We start from the raw sequence: 23,339 nt of genomic DNA on the forward strand, positions 1-23,339 counted from the left end.
CACTTCTTAATACCAATGACTGACTGCATATATAACAGTAACATATGACAAAACAATGTATTGGACTAGGCTAAACTGCGCAAAAATGCCAAGTGCTCGGATTTCGAGCAGCTGTGTCCAGCCAACTTCGACTGCCAATAGTCAAACACATCCTGCTCCATAGCTTTTAGCATCGTATCGGCTAGTGAAGCAGTGCTTCTCGCTTCGAAAGTTAGCCCTGCAATATTCTCAATTTTCTCTTTCATGCCACCGATATTAGCGCCAATTAAGGGGCGTCCTAAGCGGATGGCTTCTTGAATAACAACTGGGGAATTCTCCCACCAAATTGAAGGAATGACGACCCAATCACATTCAGCCATTCGACTAGGTAATTGTTCCGCCTCGTATTGACCACGCAAATGTACGACGTCTTCAACTTCTCGGTATAATTTAATAAATTTCTTTTTGAAACTACTTTCTTGAGCATCCAAGTTAGCGCCATGCAAATCAACGCGAAGCTTTGCTCGAATGTCTTTGGGTAGTAATGCTATAGCTTGAAGCAGCAGGTCTATTCCTTTGTAAGGATTGATCTGTCCAAAGAAAGCAAATCTATAGCGTTTTTCATCTTCGGCCAATGTACGAGGAGGTATAGCGTTAATATCTGGCAGTACGTTTTCGATGACATTCATCTTGCTGGCCGGCAATCCCCACTCTATGTATCGCTGCGCCAAAAACTCACTAGGCGATACAAATGCATCAACGTGTGCAAATTGATCGAGTAAATATTGCCTGCGCAAAAAGAAGTCTCCGGGTGAGTGTTGAGGGAAACACTTATGACAATCTGAGTAAACAGCCTTGTTACACAATTTAAGTGTTCCCTTGGTCACCATTTGACCGTTGTGCATACACATTGCCATAAATTCATGGATTGTAAACACCAACTTAGCATTGGGAACAGCCAGTTTAATCGCAGCAAAAATTTCGATACCCATATGGGCATAATGATGCACGTGAACTATGTCTGGATTGAACTTTTTTAGCATTTTGCCCAGATCATTGAACAACTCTTTGGTATTTGTAGTGCTTAGGGTAAACCACTCGTGCATGCTAGTATGAAAAAGTACCTCATCACCACGTTGCGAAAACGTAGAGCCACCGTGGCTAGACTCTTCAGCTCGAGCTATATAAAGACATTCAACGCCCTCTGATTTGAGCGTTTTGTATAGATTCCATGATGCCACTTCAGCACCACCTTTACTCAACTCAGGATGTCCGTGAGAGATAAAAGCGACCTTATTCATTATCTGCTACTCCAGCATTAGCGAGCTGTTTAATTTCTTCACTCCACCGCTGATTAAATGTAATTGCATTTAACACTGTTAAATTATGTTTCCAACCGCCTGACTCGACCAAATTTTGACTTTGACGTTCTAAGTGGTAAATCTCGGTGCCGTGATGAATGTAGTTTTTCTTTCCCTGCGCCAAAACTTTAAAGCACAAATCTGAATCTTCGAAATCCCCCAACACGTAGGCTGGGTCAAACCCTTTTGCTTGCTCAAACGTTGATTTTTTCATTACCCATAATGCGGCGGTTAACAAGTCACACGCTTCTACCTCATGATTGTAGGTTGCCAGTTGCTTAGGCCATCCCTTAGACGGATGGTCGTTAAAATATAAACCGGGGTACTCGTTCACCGTGTATGGTGCCATTCCGTCGTGTTGAATGGTGTCGTCTTCATAGAGTAAACGAGCACCAACGATACCCACATTTTCGTCAGACGCTACCGCCATCATCTGATCCAACCAGCGAGAATTTTTCGGTAATACATCTGAATTCATTAATATCAAAGTTTCAGAGGCTGCATGCTGCACGCCGATATTATTGGCGGTGCCAAACCCTACATTGTCGGACAAAAACAACATCGTAAAAGAGTGTCCGAAACATTGGCTCATTCGATTGGCAAGAGACTTCGCTGGTTTGGCAATTTTGGGGTGATCAACGACATAGATTATTTCGATATCTCGATAGTTGTTATATCGAGCGAAATGTGAGATCTGATACTTAATAAAGTCGTAACGGCCATATAGCGGAATAATGATTGATGCCCTAGGGTTTTCAACCCTTGTACCAAAATCTTCTCTTCTAACACTCGCCGTTTTATCCGCTGGATACATCGCTCTTATGATGGGTTCAAACATATCAGCTTGCTTCAAATGACTCGGAATATGGGGAGCCCAAGGCAACAGCATACGCTTGAGGTTCATCATGCCATCGTATTCGGTGCTGTATATTTCATTCACAGGGATTTGTAGCCGTTTTCGCCCCCCCGTTTCAATTGACATATACAAGGCGCCTTCTCGATACGTTTTAGTATCTTTGCGCTCAAGTAACATTAGAAAACCCGTTTGAAGCTTTGTGTTACCACCAACCGCTTCCTGAACATCTTCGCGAGAACTGCGTAACTGACTCGTCACTGACGCTACTTCATCACCACCTTTATTACACAGATATCCATCAATAATTACATCATGGTCCACTATCCAGCCACTAATCAACATATGAGTGGGTGACACAATCGCAAACTCACATGATGCATTCGCTGCCAATGCAGCGGCCGTAATATTTGAGCCACCAGACTCCGTTGCGACAGTGGGCATAGCGAAAGAATCCCCGCTGCTTAAGTTAAGCGTTAAGGTTTGCGTTTCTCCATTGACTAAATGTATGACTAACTTTATTTCTGACAGAGGCTTGTCTGTGACACAAACGAGTTGAAATCCCTTTGCAGGTTTGCCTATTTGCGCGATAACGTCATCTCGGGTAATTTCAGATGTTTCCGTATCTAACGCTCTCCCCGCATCATCAACCATTGAAAGGTCTCTCACCACCTCTGATAAATACCAGCCAATAACCACAAAACCGCTTACAGTTTCTGCGCAAATGTCGACGGTAATTGGTGATACATTTGTACCCGATCGTCCAATGAGACGCTTCACCAAGGATTTCATTTTTTTCAAGACAACTACCCTGTGCTTCAATAAGGTGGGACTAGGAAATTTGGGGCTTAAAGTAGCATAGTTGTTGTCTGTGAATCAATTTGATTGCTGCGCGAGAAAGATGGATTTTGGCGTTCGGCGGTCAAATATTAACGAAGATCTTATAAATGTCAGAGAACACTATAGTAGTGAACATTAATTTTCATCAACTAAGGTCACCGGCTCATCATCCATTATTGCTAGCTCACAAAGAAGAATCACTTTTTATCACTTCCGAAAGGTCGGTTTTAGATCATAAAAGCTGATTATTTGGTTCTACCTAAATGAATTCCAAACTTTACAAAGCTGCGCTAAAATCAACGCCCTTCTTCGTGAGAAGTCGCAAAAACGCTTTTTGTTTGCCATCTTTAACCATTGAAATTCAACATAGTGATTCAAACTCCATACAAGCTAATAGATATTCCGGCATGTTTTCCATTTTCGCTTTACGATGTGATTGAGCGTTCATCGCCGTCCAAAGAGGAAATTCTGCAAAATATCGATTACAAAACGTTTATAGCAGGTCATAAATCACCGTCTCAAAACTTGGCGCTATCACAAGTAGGGATTGTTATTACACATCCGGCTAAACGGTTGCATCAAGCTTACAGCAAAATGTTCGGGGAATTACAAAACAAGCCTACATTTGAGGAGTTTTACTCACATCCTTCTCGACTAAATTTATACTCAAAGATCATGTCCAATATAACAATAAGTGAAATTGGATTTATTGGGCTCGGCACTCACCCATACCAGAGCTTACTTTTAGTTGAGAATTGGCTAAAGCTAGATTTATGTAAACTGCCATACAACAATATTTCGTCCGCGTTATTTAATGAAATATCGGAAGAAGACCTAAATAATATTAGTAAGCTGCATGACAAAGATGTAGCGCTTTTCAATGATGCTAAAGTGCTCTTTGAGGAACGTTTTCGCAAAATGCAGCAAGAAAAGCAGCTCACAATCCCCAAAAATAAAAGCATTGTCATCCATGTTGGGCCGCCTAAAACAGGCACGTCTGCAATACAGTTTTGGTTAAACAGCAACGTTCCAAAGCTCGCTGACGAAGGTGTGTACTATCCGAGCCACGGGGTCGACAAGAATAAAGTAAGTGGCGGAAATGTTGATGAAATTATAAGCCTCAATCCGAAAACAAATGTCGCCTATTTGGATTTAGAAAAAACAACAAAGCTGTTAGAGGCTTTTAGTGAAAGTGAATATGAAACTTTATTGTTGTCATCTGAACACTTTTATTACTATTTACCATGGCTATTCGCGCATTTGCCCGACGCGTCTTATGTCTTTTATATACGAAATCCGCTAGATATTATTGAGTCGGCGTTCCACCAAGAAATAAAACGCCATGGAAGAACGAACCGGTTTGAATTACCAAAAAAAGTACGTTTTATATCAATAGAGGTTTTAGCCTCAATTATTCGAGAGCTACCAGCAAAAGTAACATTGGGGTATTTCGATAAAGAGCTTTTCTTCAATGGTTCCCTATTAGCCGACTTCAAGTCAAAGCTGCCAAAACGAATAGACATTTCAGTTAAAGAAGAACGGGTCAATAGTCAGTATTGCCTTGAAGCGATCGAACTAATGCTTTTGTTAAATCAGTTTGCCAGTCAGGAAGTACGTCAGCGACTAGATTCATTTTTCCAAAAATACAGTAAAGACAAACCTCCTTTTTCTTTCTTGGAAACGTGCTCTATTGAGCAACATATAAGCCCACTAATTGACATAGCCAAGAATGTATCAACTATCGTGCCTCTAGATTTGGATAAAGTTACTTATTTAGTCTCCAATATAGCTTCAAACAAAGAACAAGTTTCTCTAGATAAAAACGTCGACGTAACGTCTTTGCTAAAGGCTTTAAAACAATTTAACCCTAGTCTAGCCGAGCAATTAGTATCAGAACTAAAAACCTCGTCACACTCCAGAGCCCCAGAGTTAATAGAAAAACTTAAGTTCACTGTCTGGCAGCGCATTCAATTGTATTTTTTAAAAAAATATAGTGACTTAAAGAAACTTCTCAAGCAAAAGTGATAAACTCAGCTCCATTAAAAGAGGCTGCAAAATATTGTAATAGGGTAGTCTTCATGCTGTTAAAAATTAGGATATACGAATGAAAATTGGACTCGTCACAAATTTGGTACATATTGAAAAGTTTATCAAAAACAGACTTTTCGAAGCCAACTCTGAGGAATGGATGACGGCAACCGGTGGAAATACTGGGAACGTCGCATTTGTTGAGGGGGTTCAAAATATCCTAGATAACGAAATTGGCATTGTATATTGGGGAGACAATCCTAAAGCAGTCAATAAGCACTATGACCATCTTGTTATCTGTTGTGCCAATCAAATAGGCTCTCATGTAGATTTAAGTGGTTGGGCTGACCGCTTGCGACACTTTGATCTACCAACGACGCTTATAGGAATAGGTGCACAAAGCAACGCCATTGGTGAAATACCCAATATTCCTGAAGGCTCAAAAGATTTCATACAGTTGAGCCGTTCATTGAGAGCAGACCCCAATAAATCAAACATTATTACGCGCGGAACATTTTCGAGCCAAGTTCTTGAGCACTACGGAGTTGAATCGTCTCCGTTTGGTTGCCCATCTCAATTTATTTCATTACAAAACGGCTTAGGTCAACGTTGTTATCAACATCAACAACGCACTCAATACGATAGAATCATGACCGCTGCAGGAAATCCGTGGCACCCATCATCCAGCTTAGAAAACGTTCTCACCGAAATTGTTGAGAAATATAAAGGCGATTATATATTGCAGCACCCAGCAGCTCTAATCCAATTAGCCATTGGCGAGGCTGAAAGTATTGACAAGAACAAAGTCGACCTACTAGAAAAGGTATATTCACGTATTGGCAACTGGACCAAAATAAAAGGTTGGTTCGAGAGCTTCGGCGTATTTTTTGCCGATGCACAAAATTGGATGCACTATTCGCGTCACTTTACCTTAGCAATTGGCCCTCGCTACCATGGCGTTGCTTTACCAATTCAGGCAGGCGTACCAGGCAAAGTAATTAGCATCGATTCACGTACTGAAGAATTGGCTGTGACAACTGGGATCCCAGTTGTTCACTATAAGGATGTCGAAAACATGGGTGCTGAATCATTGATAGCTGCGTGTCGTTGGAAATTAGAAGATGCAGCTAACTATGATTCTGTGAGAATCAAGAATGCCCAAAATTATGTTGAATTTTTACACTCCAACACATTATCTGTTAACCCTGAGTTGCTTAAACTTGCAAACAGTGGCGCATAAACAGCGTGAATATACGTATGAGCAATAGGACGTAAATTGAAATCCCAACCGTTTTATTTATGTACTGGATTCCATAGAAGCGGCACGTCTTTGGTGGCGGGAACAATGAGCGCTAGTGGCGTCAATATGGGTGAAAGCCTCATGGGAGCGAGTTTCGCGAATCCCAAAGGGCATTTCGAAGACAACGCATTAGTCGACTTGCATGACAGAGCATTAAATCTAAATGCTACCGACTGGCGCTATTGCATGGATAAGCCATTACACGTCCCTAGTTGCCTAACCAATGATTTCGAAAACTATTATTTAAAGCGCATAGCTGACAGAAAACAAGGGCAACTAATAGGTGCCAAAGATCCTCGAGCGTTGCTCTTTTTGGAGCAGTGGGACAGTGTACTAGAGGGCAATTTAAAACTCATTTTTGTATTCAGAGATTGGCGTCTTTCTATTTCTTCATTACTGAAAAGGCACAGCAGGCAGATTATTCAATATAGCGGCTCAGCTCTAAACAGAGAAGAGGATCTCCAGTTCTGGAAAACGCCTGATCTTGCAGCGCAAATGTGGATAAATGCTTCACAAGCCATTATTGATTGGTTCAAAGGACACGGCGATAACTCGCTTTTGTTTGATCAACCATCATTCATAACTAAACAGCCAGACATAACCGAAATAGCAGCAAAGAAGGGATTTGATTGCTCTATATTCTCCGCAAATACATTTGAAAAATCGCTACTACAACAAACTATTCCTGTTTCATTGCTCGATGCTTTAAGTCCAAACGTAATACAAAAGTGTGAATCGCTGCAAACTGAACTACAAGAATTAAGTGATGTTTGCGAACACGAAAACATTACTTATTCTCCCCGCCACACTTTAAGTAGAGCTCTATTAAATGAGGCGAGAAAGTCAAAAACCGTTGGTGATTTACCCAGTGCTTTTAGTTGTCGACCAAATTTTGACAGTCTCTCATGGCAAGATACATTGGATTGCTTACGGTCGTTTTCAGCTCAACAGGCTAGTAGGGTAAATTGGTTAGAGATGATCAATACTCTTGATCCAAACCAGTTAGATAAGGTTTTTCCACTACTAATGAAGTGGCGTATGCATGACCTTGCACAAGATGTTGCTTTGAGAGCTTTAGATATCAAACCACAACCATGGCGATTCTTAAATGCCGGTGATATCTATATGAGAGTTCGAAAGTTTGAGGAAGCGAGCAAGTTTTTCAACAAAGCACTTGAATTAGCCCCAGACAATGCAACGTGCTTCGCTCGGCTAGCTTCACTCGCGACTACACAGCGAAACTTCCCTTTAGCTAAAGAGTATTTGCATAAGGCCGAAACCCTAGACGAAACTAAACCGGCGGTATTGCATTCAAAAAAGTACTTCGAAGAAATGCTAGCTGCGCATGAGGCTTCAAATAATAAAGAGCACCAACAAAAGAATACACAAACTGGATTAATGCTAACCATCGATCACTATGAGCAGGTTGTGGATGCTATGACCTCAGATAGAAGTGAGGGCATGGCATTAGATCGTTATATGTGTCAAAGCGCGTTCGTACTTCGTGAAAACCGTAACTGGATAATAGAAGCAACATCAAAATTACCGTTATATTCACAAGTTTGTTATCTCGATTATTTATTCTCTCATTTCGAAAGACTTTTTGATAAGAACTTCTTGTGGCCCGAGTTTTTGTTATCTGAAGAAATTGTATGGCGGGATCCAACGCTTTATTCATTGCCTAAAATTGATCGGGCCAGTTCCCCTGAAGTCGGTATATGTATTCACGCATTTTATCCTCAATTGCTTCCACAAATTTTTGCCAACATTAAGTTAATACCTAATATTAAGCATATTGCTATTTCCTGCCCTTTAGGTTTCGAAGATGAACTCCGTCACCTATTTAGCGGTAATCCAAAAATCAAAGTTACAGCTTTTGAAAACAAAGGTAGAGATATACTTCCGTGGCTCAAACTTGCTAACTCTGAGCTTAACCAGTGCGAGCTAGTATTGAAATTGCATACTAAAAAAACTCCGCATGAACCGTCACTTCGAGGTTGGCGAAGCCAACTGCTATGGCAGTTAACGGATCCGGCTTTCAGCACCCACATTTTACGCGCATTTGAATCCTACCCTAATTTGGGTTTGGTTATGCCGAACTACCACCCTCGTATCGTCAGTAGTTTAACGTGGGGAGACAATCTCGAACATGCAAAAGAGTTGGCACGGCGGTTAGGATTGAAGTTGGAGGAGCATGTAGGTGAATTTGTCGCCGGCTCTATGTTCTGGTACCGCCCTGCGGCTCTTCGAAGTTTGACTGAATATGAAACTGATGGACTGATCTTTCCTACAGAAGAGGGACAAACTGATGGCACTTTGATGCATGCGGTGGAGCGAATCATTCATTTAGTCGCTCAGCAAAACGGATTTGAGGTAAAATTTGTTGAACAATTGGAATCGATTAATTTACACCGGTGAATACGGTTAATTTGCTTCTTGATTTGCATCAAATATAGCGCTTATAACTGGCTTGGTTCTCTTCCTCACTCCAAAATCATGTTAAGCTGGAAGCGATAAACTCTGTTAGTCATTCAGAAAAAACACTCGCTTATTCAAGCAACAATAAAATGATTTTTTCAACAAAAAGGTGCATTGAGAGCAGCTTTTATAACGGCAACAAAGCATCGTCTGCGAAGTTGAATATGGTCAACATTGTAAGTCTTGCAGCCAATTTGAATATACTTATAGCCATACATGGAAACAAGGGATAGAAAATGAAATACAACGTCGAATTGCTCGACAACTACCGACTCAGTGGATGGATCATAGATCCGACAGCAGAAGGCCCTTTAGAAATAACAGTCTATGACGGGAAATACTGTATAGGTAGAACTGAAAATGACGTAGAAAGGCCAGATTTAGTTAAAGGTGGGCTCACTCAAAAAGGCGGGGGTTTCAGAATCACCTTTGACCGCCAACTTTCAGACTATCAAGTAAAAAATCTAAAGATAACGTGCGGCCAGATAGAATTAAAAGTTAATGAAAAAGCGTTGAGAATAGATTCATCTGTTGAAACTCCCAAATCATCAGGCCCGATAGGCAAGTTACCCCCCCCCTGGATACCCAAATTCAGGAGTAAGTTTTCAGGCCTCTGGACAGATCTAGACAACGCTCATGATGTTACAGAGGGTATGTACGAATTGGGAGACATCGACGATGCTAAACGTGAACTCTTGCACCACTGGATCGACTACGGATTTGTGATCTTAAGAAAAGCAATTGAACCAGAGCATATCGATACCGTACTAAATGAGTGGCAAGAAGTTGTGGAAGGGAAGCGTCCAAACGTATGGATAGAAACATTTGAGAATAATAAAAAAGTATTCCTACCTGCCACAAAAACTTATGAAAATGATAATGTAAAGTTACTCGATCTATATAGTGTCTCAGACGCAGCGAGAAACATTTCACTGAACGATAGCATTGTTGATTTTCTTAGTCTTGTGTTCAAACGTCCTCCATTAGCATTCCAAAGTTTATCTTTTTGGCGTGGTACTGAACAACCTGTTCACCAAGATACCGCTTACGTAAAGGTCACCTCACCTATGGAGTTGTGTGCTTCTTGGGTAGCGCTAGAGGATATTGTAGAGGGCTCAGGGGAACTAGAGTACTACCCTGGAAGCCAGTTCTTTCCTGACTTTTTGTGGGACAAAGACGCTAAATGGAAACCTAATAACGCGCCAAGTGCAGGAGAAGGTAAGGCTTTCTTAAATTCGCTACATGAACACGCAAAAAAAATGGGGCTTCCACTACAAAAATTCTTGCCTAAAAAGGGAGATGTACTTATTTGGAGTGCGGACTTAGCGCATGGTGGGAGCAAAGTGACGACTGACAATACTCGTAAAAGTCTAGTCACTCACTATTGCCCTAAAAACTGCAACCCTTCCTACTTTTATTCATCTAAACATTCTTCAAAGGTCAACCAAGGTAAAGGCTATTACTGTTGGGAAATAAGAGGCCAACAACAAAAATAGTTGTTAAGTTAGCCTGCCATTTGGGCACTCAAAGGAATGGGTGCCAACCAATCTGATAAATCTGTATTCAGGATATCTTGGGTTTTTAAAATATCTTCTGTATAAAAATCATCGAGCATCTTCTGTACATAGAGCTCATCTAGTGCCAAAGAATAAGTACCTTGCATCGCAAAAGCGTTAACGACTTGCTGCCATGATAAGCCAACCAAATTAAAGTCACTCTTTCCTCTAGAAACCAACAGTTCGTAGCTCCCTTGCCCATCCACTTCGTAGTCATCGAAATGAGGTATGAGTTTCGCCTCATTACTGTGCGGCAACTTCTCTTGTACGAATTCGTTCGTGAGCTCAAGGAATTCAGACAAAAGACTTAGCTCCTGTTTCGGCTTGCTAAGTAGGGTTTCCAACAGCATCACGTGACAGTTTTCTCGGCCTAAAATGCTATACGCATTGACCAAAAGCTCGCTGTAGCGGATAAAATAATACCGATGACGTTTTTTAAAATACCGTTTGAAATTAGCATCTATAAATTGTTCAAAGTTCTGAGAGTATTGACCTTTGGTATAATGAAATATCAAATCATGGACATACAAGGAAAAAGCCTGCTTAATAGGATTTCTTAGGCAAATCAAGTATTTTTTATCTGCTTCGAACTCATTCAAGCGTTGTAGCGTTTCAACGCGGCGAAAATAAGACGGTGTTATATCAACGATGTAATCCCCGTCAGGCACGGACCCCCAGTCAGTATTGTATTGCTGCTGATAATATTCCAATCCCTTGCCATAGTGAGAATTAAAAAAGAACGTTTCCTTTTTAGGCGGAGTTAAAAATTGACTTTCACGCTTAAAAAAGTCATTTAGAGAAGTGGTACCACACTTCTCTACTCCAATTCCAAAAAGAAACTTCATTGCCACTCTATGATTCCTTATAAAAATATTCACATGATGTTTTGATAAATAAAGCGGTGACTTTATAGATGACCAGGACGTACATCAACCCTTTTCAATGATTCATTGTGACCTTTCCCCCAAAAATAACACCATGACATCGATGAGATTTCCAATAAACTGGAGACAATGGAGATCTCAAAATGAAGAAACGTTACAGCGAAGAACAAATCATCAGAGCCATCAAACAGCATGAGGCAGGTGCGAAGGTAGACGACATTTGCCGTGAGATGGGTATCTCAACAGGAACATTTTACAACTGGCGCAGCAAGTATGCGGGCCTAGAAGTAAATGAAGCGAAGCGTTTAAGAGAGCTTGAGTCTGAGAACAACAAGCTGAAGAAGATGCTGGCTGACAAGCTCTTAGAAGTGGAAGCGATGAAGGATGTACTTTCAAAAAAGTGGTAACGCCAGCAGCAAGAAAACCTGTTGCCCGTCACCTTATTGATGCGTTTAAGCTCAGTGAACGGGTCGCTTGTAAGCTTGCTGGTGTAAGCCGAACCGCTTTCAGATATTGCCATAAGACAAAGCCAGATAGCGCTGTGCGCGCACGGTTGAAAGAATTAGCGTCACAGTATCCTAGGTATGGGTATTTGATGCTGCATGGCTTGTTAAAAGGCGAAGGGCTTGTTGTAAACCGCAAGCATACCTACCGGCTTTATACCGAAGAGGCGTTGCAGGTGCGGACGAAGAAGCGCAAGAAGCTGACTCGACCAAGACAACCACTTGAGGTGCCAACAGCACCAGATCAACGCTGGCCAATGGATTTCGTATCTGATCAACTTAGTAATGGCAGGCGCTTCAGAGTGCTAAACGTGGTGGATGATTACTCGCGCGAAATGGTTGGGCAGCTTGTGTCCGTTTCTATCAGCGGTCGTCAGGTTGCACGCTTCCTTAGTCAGCTCATCGAGCAAAGAGAAAAGCCTGCAAAGGTGATTTGCGACAACGGAACAGAGTTTACCAGCAAGGCGATGTTCTTCTGGAGTAAGGAGACGGGTGTTGAGCTTGGCTTTATTCAGCCTGGTAAACCGACACAAAATGCCTTCGTGGAAAGCCTTAACGGCAAGTTCAGAAACGAATGTTTGAATCAGCACTGGTTTAGAACAATGGACGAGGCAAGATACGAAATAGACCTATGGCGTGAGCACTACAACCATGTTCGGCCACATAGCTCACTGAATTATCTGCCGCCTGTTGAGTATGCAAAACAGGCAGCATAATATGAAAATCTCATCGAGAGAGCGGTGCTAGTTCAGGGGAAAGGTCAATTGATCTCACATTACTATAAGTAAACAATGCGACGGACCAATTTAGGCTTCTACATCGTCCATAACGTTACACGAAGAAATGTGTTAGTAGCCTTTAGGTATAAGGATAGGTTGAATATATGCGCAGTTAGTTAACACAAACACGTATTTACATACAATTGTGAGTTTCGAAAATTTGCAAATGAAAACAAAAAAGGTGGCCGAGGCCACCTTTTTCACATTAACGTTTGTAACGCAGTAACTATTAGTTACCGTTGTTACCGTCGTTAGCACCGCCTGCTTCGTTACCTTGTGTAGTCGCTGTCATGTTGAACAGTGAACCTTCACCAGTACGGATTAGGCCTAGACCTTCACAAGTATCGAATGCACCTTTAAGTACTAGACGTGCACGACCTTTATAGTCAGTTGAACCAGTTACACCGAATGCAGTTTCGATATCGATGATGTCTTGACCAGCTGCAGTAGTACGGTTAGCACCTTCAGTAGAGAATACTTGAGTTGCGCTAACTGCTAGGTCTGGAGCGATAGTCAAATCTTCACCAAGAACAGTACCGTCTTGCGCGTAAAGCGTACCACGGATATCACCTTCGTTAGTGGTAGACGTATTAGTCAAACGAATGTAAGCAGTATCAGCATTACCTACAGCAGGAACATTGAAGAAGCTTGCGATACAACCATTACGTAGTAAATCACCAAACACACCGTCTTGCTCTGCGATGTTGTCATAACGAGCGTTGAAGAAATCAACGTTCCAAGTAGCAGAAATTTGACCAACTTCAGGGATTGTGTCTGCATTTACACCAGTCTTAACTGAGTAACATACATTATAAGGTGTTGTTAACTCGTCAGTAGTACCTGTAACAGTCATGCTGAAAGAGGTTGTTTCTGCTGCCGTCAATACTGTAGTAGAACCAGCTAGTGTATCACCAGATGTACAGTCCGCATTTGTATGCAAATAAACAGTTGAACCAGCTTGAAGTGAACCAGAACCTACTGAGAAAGTAATTTCATGCGAATCACCACCTTGGAAATCAAAGTCATCGCCATTTTCTTTCTTGATGATGCCGGCTGTTGCGAGCGGGAAAGTCACCAAATCAATAGCTTCAAGACTCAACTCCAACGTACCTAACGTGATCAAAGAAATGTCATCCGAACCATCGAAATCAGAACGACCATCACCTGTACCAGAAGTAAATAGCTGCTCGCTTGCACCTACGTTGATACGAAGGAATGGAGCGGTACCAACAAAATCAACTGGGGTGGCAGTCAAATCAGTAGGCGCTTGAGAACCAAAAATTACAATTGGCGTATCAGTCGCTGTGTTAGTAATAGCGTCAGTGTTACCTGCATCTACCGCTTCAACGTACTCAACACCCAACTGAACCATCTTAGATGAGCTGCTAGGGTTAAGTGCACTCGTTAAATTCTTAACTGCGTAACCAGTCAAAGAAACACTTGTCACTGTCTCACCACCACCAAAGTCTAGCTCTAAAGTGATTGTATTATCACCGATAGCACCACCTTGAACCACTGAGTATGTAACTACGTTCGTACCTGCGTACGTACTACCAGTAGAATCCACCAAGTGGAATACGCCATTAGTACCGTTAGCTGCATCAACCAAAGCCGTAGTCGACAAATCTTCACCGAAGACAGCACCACCACCTAGAGTAAACTTAACTGTGGCTACGGATGCCGCATCACCGATATCGCCTGGCTCTGTAGCACCTAGCGTCAAATCGAAGGATACTTCTGGAGCTGTGATTAGCGTTTCTTCAGAACCAACGCCCGGATTGTTGTTACCAAAAATAACATCAGCAAGTACCACGGTCTCATCTGTGTTTGTCGCGATGTTGTTAGTAAACACCAAGTCTTTAGCAACAACAGGAGCTGCTGCCATGGCAGACAATGCTACTGCAAGTGCTGTCTTGTTAAATAGTTTCATTTGTAAATCCTTAAATATAGTTATAAAGCTATAGCCGTTTAGATCATTTAATTCACAGTTAGCGCACCGGCTTAAATGCCTAAACATGTTACTAAACGCATCAATTGAGATAGGGCACCCGGTTAATCGATGCGCCTTTCACAAAGAGCGATTCTATTATTACCATTTCAGAAGTCAACCCTTTGATTCGGGCTCTTCCTTAATTAAATTAAGTTTTTCAGATAAATAGTCAGTTCTAATTACTGAGCTATTAATGTTTTATGCTCTTAATTAGTTAATCCGGAATCAAGGATTTTCTCTCCAGAGTTCCGGCTAATATTAACCCCCCTCCCAATCGACTGGGAATGTAAGAACTCCCACATTCTCAAAAAAGCGATTTAAAACCTTGAAATGTAAAGCTTTAAATGATTTTGAGCGCCCCTTATCGTTCATATTATAGTCGGCATTTTGTGTTTGTACATAAGCTTTCTTGCAAATGCTATCTCGATATTCATCAGCGAAAGCACACTTATTTTCAGCATTGGCAATTAAGTGACGCGGGGCAATTGAAAGTTTCGTTACGTAGAACAGCGTATAGCAAAATATAAGTATTTATTTTTACCAATAAGTGAGTTTATGGACATTTTTGTGATAGACGCTTTCGATTGGTCTTAATTAACCACCTCCATAGAACAAAAAGTAACTGCGTGTGTTGAGATGGTAATCACATTGAGTTAATAATTCGATTGCATTACCATTGCGCGCTGGCTGTTACATTGCCAAACATCTTAAATTACCCAGGCACGATAATAGATGACTAAACCCATTGGTGAATTGTTACAAGAAAAAGGCATTCTTTCTGACGCAGATTTACAAAAAGCCTTAAACATTCAATCGGAAATAGGCGGTAAACTCGGCGCGATCCTGATGCGGATTGGCGCAGCATCAGAAGACATTATTGTGCGCACACTTGCCGCGCAACTACATTTGCCTCTAGTCGGTGATAATTTGCAACTTCCCGACGTTTCTCGCGTGATAGATACGTGCCGCGATGCCAAGATAGACGTAGAGTGGATGCTCGACCAACAAGCGATTCTATGGTCAGAAGATAATTCAGGCCTAACAATCTATTGCGCGTCGCGTGACCCATTGTCAGAATATTTACTATCGTCATTGGAAATGATTTGCCCGCAGGCATCAATTATACCCTGCTTTATATTCTCTCAAGATTTTGACTCACTCACCCGCAGTATCGACAAAATAAAGGGCGATTACTCCGGCAGTAAATCCGAAAGCGAATCCTACTTAAAGGAACTGGCGGAAGAAGCCCCCACGATTGAATTAGTTAACAACTTGTTCGCCCAAGCAGTCGATGCCGGTGCGTCTGACATTCACTTTGAACCAGAAGAAAGCAGTTTTCGGGTTAGGTTTAGAAGCGATGGTGTACTCACCACCAAACTCACCTTGGGCAAAGAGAAATTTGATGCGCTGGTATCTCGGATCAAATTGATTTCAGGAATGGACATTGCAGAGCGACGTTTACCGCAAGATGGCAGCATATCAACTCGTGCAGGCGGGCTAGAGATTGATATTCGTGTATCCGCGTTGCCCGGCGTTTACGGTGAATCCATGGTTTTACGCCTACTGCCAAAGGATAAAAAGCGTTTAAGTATGGAAAAGCTAGGCATGCTTCCTGATCAGATGACAATGATGGAGCGGTTAGTTCGTCAGCCCCATGGAATTATCTTGGTCACCGGACCTACCGGCTCAGGAAAGTCAACCACGCTTTATACCGCGTTAGATGAATCCAATGAGAATGATAAGAAAATCATAACGGTAGAAAATCCGGTCGAATTCAAACTAGAGGGTATTACCCAAACCCAAACAAATGAGGAAATTGGGCTCACTTTTGCAGCATGTTTGCGCACCATTTTACGCCAAGATCCTGATGTAATCATGATCGGTGAGATCCGTGACTTAGAAACCGCCGAAATAGCCATGCAAGCAGCAATAACCGGCCATTTAGTGTTGTCTACATTGCATACCAATGACTCATTGAGTTCATTTACCCGCTTAATCGATATGGGCATTGAGCCATTTATGGCAGCAACCCCAATTATCGCAACCCAAGCACAGCGACTGCTCCGCAAACTCTGCACGCACTGTGCGCAACCAGCAACCTCGCTCCCTCAGGATGCAGAATCAACTTTAGCTATCGCACAACAAATGGGGCTTGAGCAACCAGCTAACTGGAAGGTTGCTGTTGGCTGTAAAGAGTGTCAGGGAACCGGTTATAAGGGGCGAATAGGTATCTACGAATTAATCGAGATTAAAGAAAAGATGCGAGCCTTAATACTCGATCAAAAACCAGCCAGTGAGTTGTATCGATTGGCCAAATCTCAAGGTTATCGGAACTTGTATGAAGATGGCATGCTCAAAGCCTATATGGGTCTTACCAGTGTGGAAGAAGTTTATCGAGTGTGCCGCACCAGTGAAGCGAGCGAATTATGAGTCAATTTGCTTACGAGGGTGTTGATAAAACGGGCGAAAAAACCACGGGTGTGGTCAATGCCGACAGCTTTCGTGCAGCTGCAAGACAACTTGAAAGTCGAAATTTGAAGATTATTGCTTTAGATCCAGTAAGTAGCAATCCAGAGAAATCAGTCAAATCGTCAAGAAAAGCCATTTCTAAGAATGATGTAATTCTTGTTTTTTACGAGATTGCCACCATGCTCAGAGCCGGCGTTAGCCTAAAAGAAGCAGTTGAAGCCCAATGTGATTCAAGTCACTCCGAGCAAGTGCTGAGTATATTTCAAAGCTTACTTAAGCAATTGAAAAGTGGTACCGCATTTTCCGTCGCAGTGCGCAATACTGCGCTAAAAGTGCCCGACTACATGTACTATTTAATTGAATCGGGTGAAATCACAGGGCGTTTGGCTGCATCAATTGAGCAAGGCGTTGAGCAAATGGAGTATGATCTTAAGGTTCAATCAGAAACCCGCAGTGCGCTTATTTATCCGAGTATACTGGTGTTATCTGGCGTAATTGCCGTTGGGATAATGTTCTTATTTGTTGTACCAAAGTTCTCGTCGCTGCTTAGTAGCGCTGACGAAATGCCCTTCCTCGCATGGTTGGTCATCTCATCGGGTGTCTGGGTGAATGATAATAAGCTAGCTATGTTAGTAGGTCTCATTGCTTTATTTTTCGCAGTGTTCATGGTGTTTACTCAGGAACGTTTCAGGATCCCCTTGCTGAATTTCATGAGTAGAATGCCGGTGATTGGTAATTGGCTTAATGAGAGCGATATGGCCGTATGGTCAAAAATGCTCGGCATATTACTAGCGAGCAAAGTACCCATGTTAGATGCACTAACACTCGCCGCGAAATCCAGCAGAATTCCGTGGCGAAAAGCGCGTTTAGCACAAGTCAAGGCTAGCGTTAAATCAGGAGTATCGCTATCAGCTGCTCTGCAACAAGAGGCGGTAGTGTCTGCAACTACCGTCAATTTAGTTAAAGTCGGCGAAAAATCTGGCGATATGTCTTCGACACTGGCATCGGTCTCGCGTCTCTACGACCAAGCGAGCAAAAAACGTATGCAAACTCTCTTGGCCTTGATTGAACCAATCGCCATCTTAGTGATCGGAGTAGTGATTGGCGTGATTATTATGGGTATCATTCTAGCCATTACTAGTGCGAATGACATCGCCATTTAATTAAGAAGTTAACGTTATCTATTGAAGAGGTTGTAATGCGGAGAGTTAGAAATCTTGGTTTCACATTACTGGAAATGATTGTGGTTCTAGTGATTATTGGTTTGTTGATGGGATTAGTTGGTCCTAGAGTCTTTAAGCAAGCTGACAAAGCCAAAGTACAAACTGCAGAAGCTCAAGTCACAATGCTTAAGGGCGCGCTGCAAACTATGCGCTTAGATATCAATCGCTTTCCAACGACGGAAGAAGGACTTGGGCTGTTGATCAACAATAGTAATCCCGCAGATCCAAATTGGGATGGCCCCTATTTAGATGATGAAGTGCCTCTCGACCCCTGGGATCGCCCTTATCAGTACTCTTCGCAAAAGACCAGAAACCAGCCGTTTGAGCTTTTCTCGTATGGTGCAGATGGGAAATTGGGTGGCGACGATTATGACGCCGATATAGGCTATATTGCAGAGCGATAGTGATTGAGCACAAGCCATGCACCATTTAGCAAAGAAGCAATCTTGCAACGGGTACACACTGTTGGAGTTACTGATCGTTCTGGTGTTGATGGGTTTGCTTATGGGCCTAACGGCGCCACGGCTAGCGCAAATGTATGATTCAGTAAACTTCTCATTACAACGAGACGACCTGCTGTTCCAATTACAAAGCATTCCTTTTATCGTATTTCAACGCGGGGAGAGCTTCAGTTTATTAGAGCTTAATGACGCTTCAACAGCTGATATCCTTACCTTGCCAGACGGGTGGCAATTAGACGAAATTGGCACTACTGATGTGACCTATAATTCACTGGGATTTTGCTCAGGTGGCGAAGCAACATTTATTAAAGAGAATCGACGCCTGCGAGTACAATTAGATGCTCCTATGTGTCGACCAACCGTGTTGTAACTAGCATCTATGCGAGCAACTCCGATTTATTCAAACCACGGGTTTTCCTTATTAGAAGCAATAGTTGCACTGCTTTTAGTTACCATGGTAAGCATGGCAACGTTTGCTTGGATAAGTAATTTACTGTTGTCCATCAGCAAAATTGAAGACAATGCTTACCGCAATGTTATGAAACGCAACGTGACCGAATATCTGTCTGATGTAAATATGATGGCGCAACCGCAGGGTAGTAAAAGTTATGGTGGAGTCACAATCAATTGGACTGCTAATCTAGTTGAGCCAATCAAAAGAGGGAAAAGTGTTAATGGTGGTAAAACACCATTCGAAATTGGTTTATACCGGGTATCAGTGAGCGTGGAAGATATCAAAGGAGAGGGAGCCGTATTTGAGCTCACACAAGTCGGCTATAGAGCACTTTCAGATGGCATTTTCTAAGTCTCCTAATGCTTATTCTCAAGCGCAAGTCAGTGGATTCACACTGCTTGAAATGATGGTAGTCCTAGTATTAGTGAGTTTGATCACCGTCTTGATGATGCAGGGCTTTAGTTTTGTTACCGGCCTACAGGAAAGAATACGCAAGCAACTTGTGCAAGTTCAAGACGTGGAGCTTCGAGAGCAGTGGTTTCGTATCGCGGTGCGGGCCATGCACCGAGGGAGAAAGTCTGATAACGCGCAATTTACTGGCAACAGTAGCGAATTTAGCGGTTTAACTCTACAACCTCTCGTCCAACAACTTGGATTACCAACCAAAGTCACTTGGCATCTCGAGCCGCAGCAGGATAAAACCACCCTATTCTATAGTGAAGCCGACCATGACCCCATTCCTATCATGGTCTGGCAAAATGCGACTCCAGAGTTTCGGTTTTTAGATGCGCAAGGGGAATTGCTAAGTTCGTGGCCAAATGATAGTCAAGACAAAGGGCTACCTTTTGATCTTTTTGAAAATCCAGATAATACGGCTTTGCCACAAGGTGTGGCAATAATAGATGATGCTTCTGAAAGTGTTTTATTTTGGTATGTGTCAATTTCTAACAACACCCTGCCAGAGGTTGATCTAGCTCTATGATCCCGCGTCCAGCACGACAACAAGGTTTTATTCTTGTCGCATCAATATGGATTATGGCCATTCTCATTATGATGGTTAGTGCGTTTGCCATATGGGTAGAGAGCAGTTTAGAAAAGGCTCTGCGTCAGAACCATCGCGCTAATATGGAAATTCATGCCACCTCAACCCAGTCTACCTTGTTATATCTAATTGCCACTCAAGGAACTACTCAAGCTGGCATTAAAGTACCGCTTGAACAGTCAGCTGGCGAGCTGACAAATGTGACCTTGGATGACTTTTTGGGCGGTGCTGTAATTGATGATATGGGTTCGAAAATTGTGACTATTGAAGGGTCAGAGTTGTACGTTGACGGCAGTCCATATAAGGGTATTAACGACTCTCTGTTCTCGATTTTAGACCTATCTGGATTGATTCCTATCAACTCCACTTCACCACTATTCACCGCAGAGCTCTTAACGCATTTAGATCTGGAGCCAGCTCGCATTCGGCAGCTCACAATGACTTTGCAAGACTACATAGACAAAGACAATGAGCTAAATGCCAACGGCGCTGAATTATTCCAGTATCAACAGCGCGGACTACCTACACCGCCGAACGGTCAATTGCTCACGCGATTCGAGCTAAAGAATGTTATTGGCTGGCGAGAGCTTGAGACCTTGTGGGATAATTCTGTTGTTTACAATTCACTGGCAGCATCGACAATTGACCGATATAACGTCAACGCAATGAGTCCTCTTTTAGCGCAGGTTGTTTTAGGCCTATCGCCTGCTGACGCAAGTTTATTGGTTGAAGAAGGGAAGCAAAAGAAATTCAGTCATTTTAAAGACATGGTAGACCGGACCGGATTACCCCTTCACCCCTATTTCGACAGACTCGAGTTTAATCCTTCGTCGCGTTTCAGGCTCTCATTTTGGTATCCTGGAACGAGACTTAAACGAGAACTTGATGTATACTTCCCGGTCGTCGTTCGTGCTGGTGATCTACCTTGGGTCATTAGCAGAGATCTAATAGTCCCAGTATCGGAATCTGAAGCCTTTGTTGAACCCCGTGAATCTCAAACACACCTTCTCCGCTAATCAGTATGTTCAAGCGTCTCGGGAGATTATTTTCCCAGAGAACCTGACCACGCGAGCTCAGTGGATAATCGGCAGAAGTCTGTGTCTTTACCGAACTTTTGAGTTATCGGCACTGCCTGAAAAAAACCGTGAAAACGCTTTGAGTTTGCTGGTCAAGCGCTGGGCACCTTTTTCCCAGGTAGGATATCACGCGGTATGGACTGACCACTGTGTAGGGGTATGGGCGTGGGATGCGCAGCGAGTTGAATCAGCGATTGAAGAAGTGGGCGTTCAAGCTATTTCGACTCTTCCCGAATCGGTATATTTACCCAGACAAGACGAAACCAGAGCTCAATGGCTCCCATCAGTCGATACTGGCAAGATTTTTCAACTCTGGTTAAACGGCGTCTTAGTCGCCGAAAAATGGTTTGCGGAAAAGCCTGACACACCTAAATTTGACCTTTTCTTACGTTCATTAGCATTGCCGGCATCATTGGCCATGGAGTGGGCGAAGCTGCAAAAGCTGTGCCTCGAGGCCGCCGAACTTGAGGAGATTGCAAGGCTTGCGACGCCATGGGGAGCGAAGAACAAGACACTTTCAATAGTGCAAAAATTGCCATGGGAACACAGCCTTCTATTGTCCGGTGCTGCTGCGGTACTTGCTGGATACGTGTGGGTCTTATCTTCTACGGTTTTTGCTTCTATGTCGCTCAGCACGATAACACAGCGTGCCGATTTAGTCGCTGCGGAGGTTGAGGCTGTCTTAGATGCACGCTCAACAGCTGAAACCCTCAATCAGCAAGTTCAATCACAGATCTTACTCATCGATTACCCATCACAATCAAGTATGATGATAGAGCTAGGTAAAATATTCATGGAGTTCAATTTAGTATTGAACGAATGGGACTTCAAAGGTTCTACGTTAGAGGTTGTATCGCAAGGTAATGTAAACACACTAGATGTAGTTAAAAGTATGGAAACTTTGGATTGGGTAAGGAGTGTATCCGTATCATCTTTACGTAACCGAAATCAGAATCGCTTTGTTTTGACCTTGGAGTCGCAGAGATAAGTCATGGCTACTTTAAAAAAGCAACTTAACGAACATTGGCAACAAGCAAAGGAGCAAGTTTCCTCTAGTGCCCGGCTGCGCGTTAGCTTGTGGTTTATCGCGCTGTTAGTCATTGTTTACCCATTGTTAGTACTGAGCGATTTTAATGCGGATATTCACAGTGACATAGAGAAAGAACTAGCACGAGAAGCCAGAATTTTACGCACTGCGAACGAGCAAGAATGGTTTCAGCGAGCCGAACGATTGAACCAAGTTGCCGAAACAATCGATGCCGCGTTTTGGAAAGCCCCTTCGCCAGGTATCGCTAAAGCTACTTTGTTCCAAACATTGACCGACTGGGCGCAACAAAACGAATTGAATAATGTGCAAATTCGACTCGAGGAGCCACTGGGCGTTAACGGGCAATCTGGTGTCTTTCGAATCGCAGGTCAAATTGATACGGCCTTCGATGTTACCCGTAGTCTCAAATTTTTACAGCAGCTGGAAGCGAGTTCTAACAAAATCGTGATTGAACAGATGGAAATTAGCCAACGAGCGAGACCTTTACATCGCCTAGTTATCGCCGCTTATTTTAAGGTGGAGAGTTAACGGTCAGATGTCGATTAGATCCTTAATTAAGCTAAAATGGTTGTGGGCTGCGATGGCTGGAATAATCTTACTGGTCGCGTTTTTAGCTTACAATAAACGTCCCTCGACCCAAAGCATTAGTTTGAATGAGCGAAGTGATGAATGGTTAGTCGCTGGCTTTTCATACGCTAACAATAGCGAGCCTCTTCTTCGCACGCTGAATGTAGAAGTACTTTGGGGGAAGGAAAGCTCCAGTCTCGAGACTCAAACAACTAATACACCTTGGTCATTAAAGGGCATTATCGAAGAGGGTGATACCCGAATAGCCATTATTGACGTTGATATAGAAAGCAAAGAAATTAAGCGAGAGCGCTACGTGAGATTTAATGTCGGCGATACGTTGCCAAATGGCGCTAAAGTAACGAAAATCGGCAAAAGCCAAATTGAATTTGAAATGAATGGCGAGGCTTTCGTCAAGAAACTTTATCAATAATTCGGGTGAGTCACT

At 42.7% G+C, this 23,339-nt stretch carries 19 protein-coding genes; 15 read left to right on the forward strand and 4 right to left on the reverse strand.

Annotation, left to right across the window (positions count from 1 at the left end; genetic code table 11):
* Positions 1 to 65: 65 nt before the first annotated feature.
* Together AC121Z_RS12455 and AC121Z_RS12460 are read right to left on the reverse strand one after the other, a co-directional pair.
* Entirely contained in the window at positions 66 to 1,280 is a 1,215-nt protein-coding gene (locus AC121Z_RS12455) for a glycosyltransferase family 4 protein (RefSeq protein WP_498124345.1), read from the reverse strand.
* Positions 1,273 to 2,985: a glycosyltransferase family 2 protein gene (locus AC121Z_RS12460; RefSeq protein WP_498128242.1), complete on the reverse strand. Its 1,713-nt coding sequence runs from the start codon at positions 2,983 to 2,985 to the stop codon at positions 1,273 to 1,275. The genes AC121Z_RS12455 and AC121Z_RS12460 overlap by 8 nt, the downstream gene beginning before the upstream one ends.
* Before the next feature lie 417 nt (positions 2,986 to 3,402).
* Here AC121Z_RS12460 and AC121Z_RS12465 point away from each other — a divergent pair, with 417 nt between their 5' ends.
* The 4 genes from AC121Z_RS12465 (at position 3,403) to AC121Z_RS12480 (ending at position 10,335) form a co-directional block, all read left to right on the forward strand.
* Positions 3,403 to 5,058 carry a hypothetical protein gene (locus tag AC121Z_RS12465; RefSeq protein ID WP_498124346.1) on the forward strand — a complete coding sequence of 552 codons (1,656 nt, stop codon included), beginning with the start codon at positions 3,403 to 3,405 and terminating at the stop codon, positions 5,056 to 5,058.
* A gap of 79 nt (positions 5,059 to 5,137) precedes the next feature.
* A complete protein-coding gene (locus tag AC121Z_RS12470) occupies positions 5,138 to 6,301 on the forward strand; it encodes a polysaccharide pyruvyl transferase family protein (RefSeq protein WP_498124347.1) in 1,164 nt (387 codons plus the stop codon).
* A gap of 126 nt (positions 6,302 to 6,427) precedes the next feature.
* Positions 6,428 to 8,779 (forward strand): rhamnan synthesis F family protein, encoded by a 2,352-nt coding sequence (locus AC121Z_RS12475; RefSeq protein ID WP_498124348.1) that lies wholly within the window; start codon positions 6,428 to 6,430, stop codon positions 8,777 to 8,779.
* 296 nt (positions 8,780 to 9,075) lie between these two features.
* Positions 9,076 to 10,335 (forward strand): phytanoyl-CoA dioxygenase family protein, encoded by a 1,260-nt coding sequence (locus AC121Z_RS12480; protein ID WP_498124349.1) that lies wholly within the window; start codon positions 9,076 to 9,078, stop codon positions 10,333 to 10,335.
* Positions 10,336 to 10,343: 8 nt separating this feature from the next.
* Here the strand turns inward: AC121Z_RS12480 and AC121Z_RS12485 are convergent, their stop codons facing one another.
* Positions 10,344 to 11,240 (reverse strand): sulfotransferase family protein, encoded by an 897-nt coding sequence (locus AC121Z_RS12485; protein WP_498128244.1) that lies wholly within the window; start codon positions 11,238 to 11,240, stop codon positions 10,344 to 10,346.
* A gap of 182 nt (positions 11,241 to 11,422) precedes the next feature.
* Between AC121Z_RS12485 and AC121Z_RS12490 the strand changes: the two genes are divergently transcribed.
* Positions 11,423 to 12,498, forward strand: a protein-coding gene (locus AC121Z_RS12490; protein WP_498124350.1) for an IS3 family transposase whose coding sequence is annotated in 2 segments (ribosomal slippage) — positions 11,423 to 11,672 and positions 11,672 to 12,498 — 1,077 coding nt in all. Because the reading frame shifts where the segments join, the coding sequence is not laid out codon by codon here.
* A gap of 292 nt (positions 12,499 to 12,790) precedes the next feature.
* Here the strand turns inward: AC121Z_RS12490 and AC121Z_RS12495 are convergent.
* On the reverse strand, positions 12,791 to 14,491 hold the full coding sequence (locus tag AC121Z_RS12495) for an autotransporter outer membrane beta-barrel domain-containing protein (protein ID WP_498124351.1): 1,701 nt from the start codon (positions 14,489 to 14,491) through the stop codon (positions 12,791 to 12,793).
* A 792-nt stretch (positions 14,492 to 15,283) separates the two neighbouring features.
* On the opposite strand from AC121Z_RS12495, the gene AC121Z_RS12500 reads away from it, so the two are divergent.
* Genes AC121Z_RS12500 through AC121Z_RS12545 form a run of 10 tightly spaced genes read left to right on the forward strand, consistent with a single transcriptional unit; the run spans position 15,284 to position 23,324 of the window.
* A complete protein-coding gene (locus AC121Z_RS12500) occupies positions 15,284 to 16,981 on the forward strand; it encodes a GspE/PulE family protein (protein ID WP_498124352.1) in 1,698 nt (565 codons plus the stop codon).
* A complete protein-coding gene (locus tag AC121Z_RS12505; protein ID WP_498124353.1) occupies positions 16,978 to 18,183 on the forward strand; it encodes a type II secretion system F family protein in 1,206 nt (401 codons plus the stop codon). Before AC121Z_RS12500 ends, AC121Z_RS12505 begins: the two co-directional genes overlap by 4 nt.
* A gap of 35 nt (positions 18,184 to 18,218) precedes the next feature.
* On the forward strand, positions 18,219 to 18,647 hold the full coding sequence (gene gspG / locus AC121Z_RS12510; protein ID WP_498124354.1) for a type II secretion system major pseudopilin GspG: 429 nt from the start codon (positions 18,219 to 18,221) through the stop codon (positions 18,645 to 18,647).
* Between the two features lie 16 nt (positions 18,648 to 18,663).
* Entirely contained in the window at positions 18,664 to 19,074 is a 411-nt protein-coding gene (locus tag AC121Z_RS12515) for a prepilin-type N-terminal cleavage/methylation domain-containing protein (protein WP_498124355.1), read from the forward strand.
* Between the two features lie 9 nt (positions 19,075 to 19,083).
* Positions 19,084 to 19,509, forward strand: a complete 426-nt coding sequence (locus tag AC121Z_RS12520) for a type IV pilus modification PilV family protein (RefSeq protein WP_498124356.1) — start codon at positions 19,084 to 19,086, stop codon at positions 19,507 to 19,509.
* Entirely contained in the window at positions 19,496 to 20,140 is a 645-nt protein-coding gene (locus AC121Z_RS12525; RefSeq protein WP_498124357.1) for a PulJ/GspJ family protein, read from the forward strand. Before AC121Z_RS12520 ends, AC121Z_RS12525 begins: the two co-directional genes overlap by 14 nt.
* Positions 20,137 to 21,216: a type II secretion system minor pseudopilin gene (locus tag AC121Z_RS12530; RefSeq protein WP_498124358.1), complete on the forward strand. Its 1,080-nt coding sequence runs from the start codon at positions 20,137 to 20,139 to the stop codon at positions 21,214 to 21,216. The genes AC121Z_RS12525 and AC121Z_RS12530 overlap by 4 nt, the downstream gene beginning before the upstream one ends.
* Entirely contained in the window at positions 21,188 to 22,264 is a 1,077-nt protein-coding gene (locus AC121Z_RS12535; RefSeq protein ID WP_498124359.1) for a hypothetical protein, read from the forward strand. The genes AC121Z_RS12530 and AC121Z_RS12535 overlap by 29 nt, the downstream gene beginning before the upstream one ends.
* Positions 22,265 to 22,267: 3 nt before the next feature.
* A complete protein-coding gene (locus AC121Z_RS12540) occupies positions 22,268 to 22,852 on the forward strand; it encodes a hypothetical protein (protein ID WP_498124360.1) in 585 nt (194 codons plus the stop codon).
* Between the two features lie 7 nt (positions 22,853 to 22,859).
* Positions 22,860 to 23,324 carry a hypothetical protein gene (locus tag AC121Z_RS12545; RefSeq protein WP_498124361.1) on the forward strand — a complete coding sequence of 155 codons (465 nt, stop codon included), beginning with the start codon at positions 22,860 to 22,862 and terminating at the stop codon, positions 23,322 to 23,324.
* Positions 23,325 to 23,339 lie beyond the last annotated feature (15 nt).

This window comes from Alteromonas sp. DYW1, from assembly GCF_059752595.1.

Bases quoted from the DNA above. Each gene is read 5' to 3' on its own strand.
- AC121Z_RS12455 (WP_498124345.1), bottom strand. From the start codon at position 1,280: ATGAATAAGGTCGCTTTTATCTCTCACGGACATCCTGAGTTGAGTAAA.
- AC121Z_RS12460 (WP_498128242.1), bottom strand. From the start codon at position 2,985: ATGAAATCCTTGGTGAAGCGTCTCATTGGACGATCGGGTACAAATGTA.
- AC121Z_RS12470 (WP_498124347.1), top strand. From the start codon at position 5,138: ATGAAAATTGGACTCGTCACAAATTTGGTACATATTGAAAAGTTTATC.
- AC121Z_RS12475 (WP_498124348.1), top strand. From the start codon at position 6,428: ATGGGTGAAAGCCTCATGGGAGCGAGTTTCGCGAATCCCAAAGGGCAT.
- AC121Z_RS12480 (WP_498124349.1), top strand. From the start codon at position 9,076: ATGAAATACAACGTCGAATTGCTCGACAACTACCGACTCAGTGGATGG.
- AC121Z_RS12485 (WP_498128244.1), bottom strand. From the start codon at position 11,240: ATGAAGTTTCTTTTTGGAATTGGAGTAGAGAAGTGTGGTACCACTTCT.
- AC121Z_RS12495 (WP_498124351.1), bottom strand. From the start codon at position 14,491: ATGAAACTATTTAACAAGACAGCACTTGCAGTAGCATTGTCTGCCATG.
- AC121Z_RS12500 (WP_498124352.1), top strand. From the start codon at position 15,284: ATGACTAAACCCATTGGTGAATTGTTACAAGAAAAAGGCATTCTTTCT.
- AC121Z_RS12505 (WP_498124353.1), top strand. From the start codon at position 16,978: ATGAGTCAATTTGCTTACGAGGGTGTTGATAAAACGGGCGAAAAAACC.
- gspG (WP_498124354.1), top strand. From the start codon at position 18,219: ATGCGGAGAGTTAGAAATCTTGGTTTCACATTACTGGAAATGATTGTG.
- AC121Z_RS12515 (WP_498124355.1), top strand. From the start codon at position 18,664: ATGCACCATTTAGCAAAGAAGCAATCTTGCAACGGGTACACACTGTTG.
- AC121Z_RS12520 (WP_498124356.1), top strand. From the start codon at position 19,084: ATGCGAGCAACTCCGATTTATTCAAACCACGGGTTTTCCTTATTAGAA.
- AC121Z_RS12525 (WP_498124357.1), top strand. From the start codon at position 19,496: ATGGCATTTTCTAAGTCTCCTAATGCTTATTCTCAAGCGCAAGTCAGT.
- AC121Z_RS12530 (WP_498124358.1), top strand. From the start codon at position 20,137: ATGATCCCGCGTCCAGCACGACAACAAGGTTTTATTCTTGTCGCATCA.
- AC121Z_RS12540 (WP_498124360.1), top strand. From the start codon at position 22,268: ATGGCTACTTTAAAAAAGCAACTTAACGAACATTGGCAACAAGCAAAG.
- AC121Z_RS12545 (WP_498124361.1), top strand. From the start codon at position 22,860: ATGTCGATTAGATCCTTAATTAAGCTAAAATGGTTGTGGGCTGCGATG.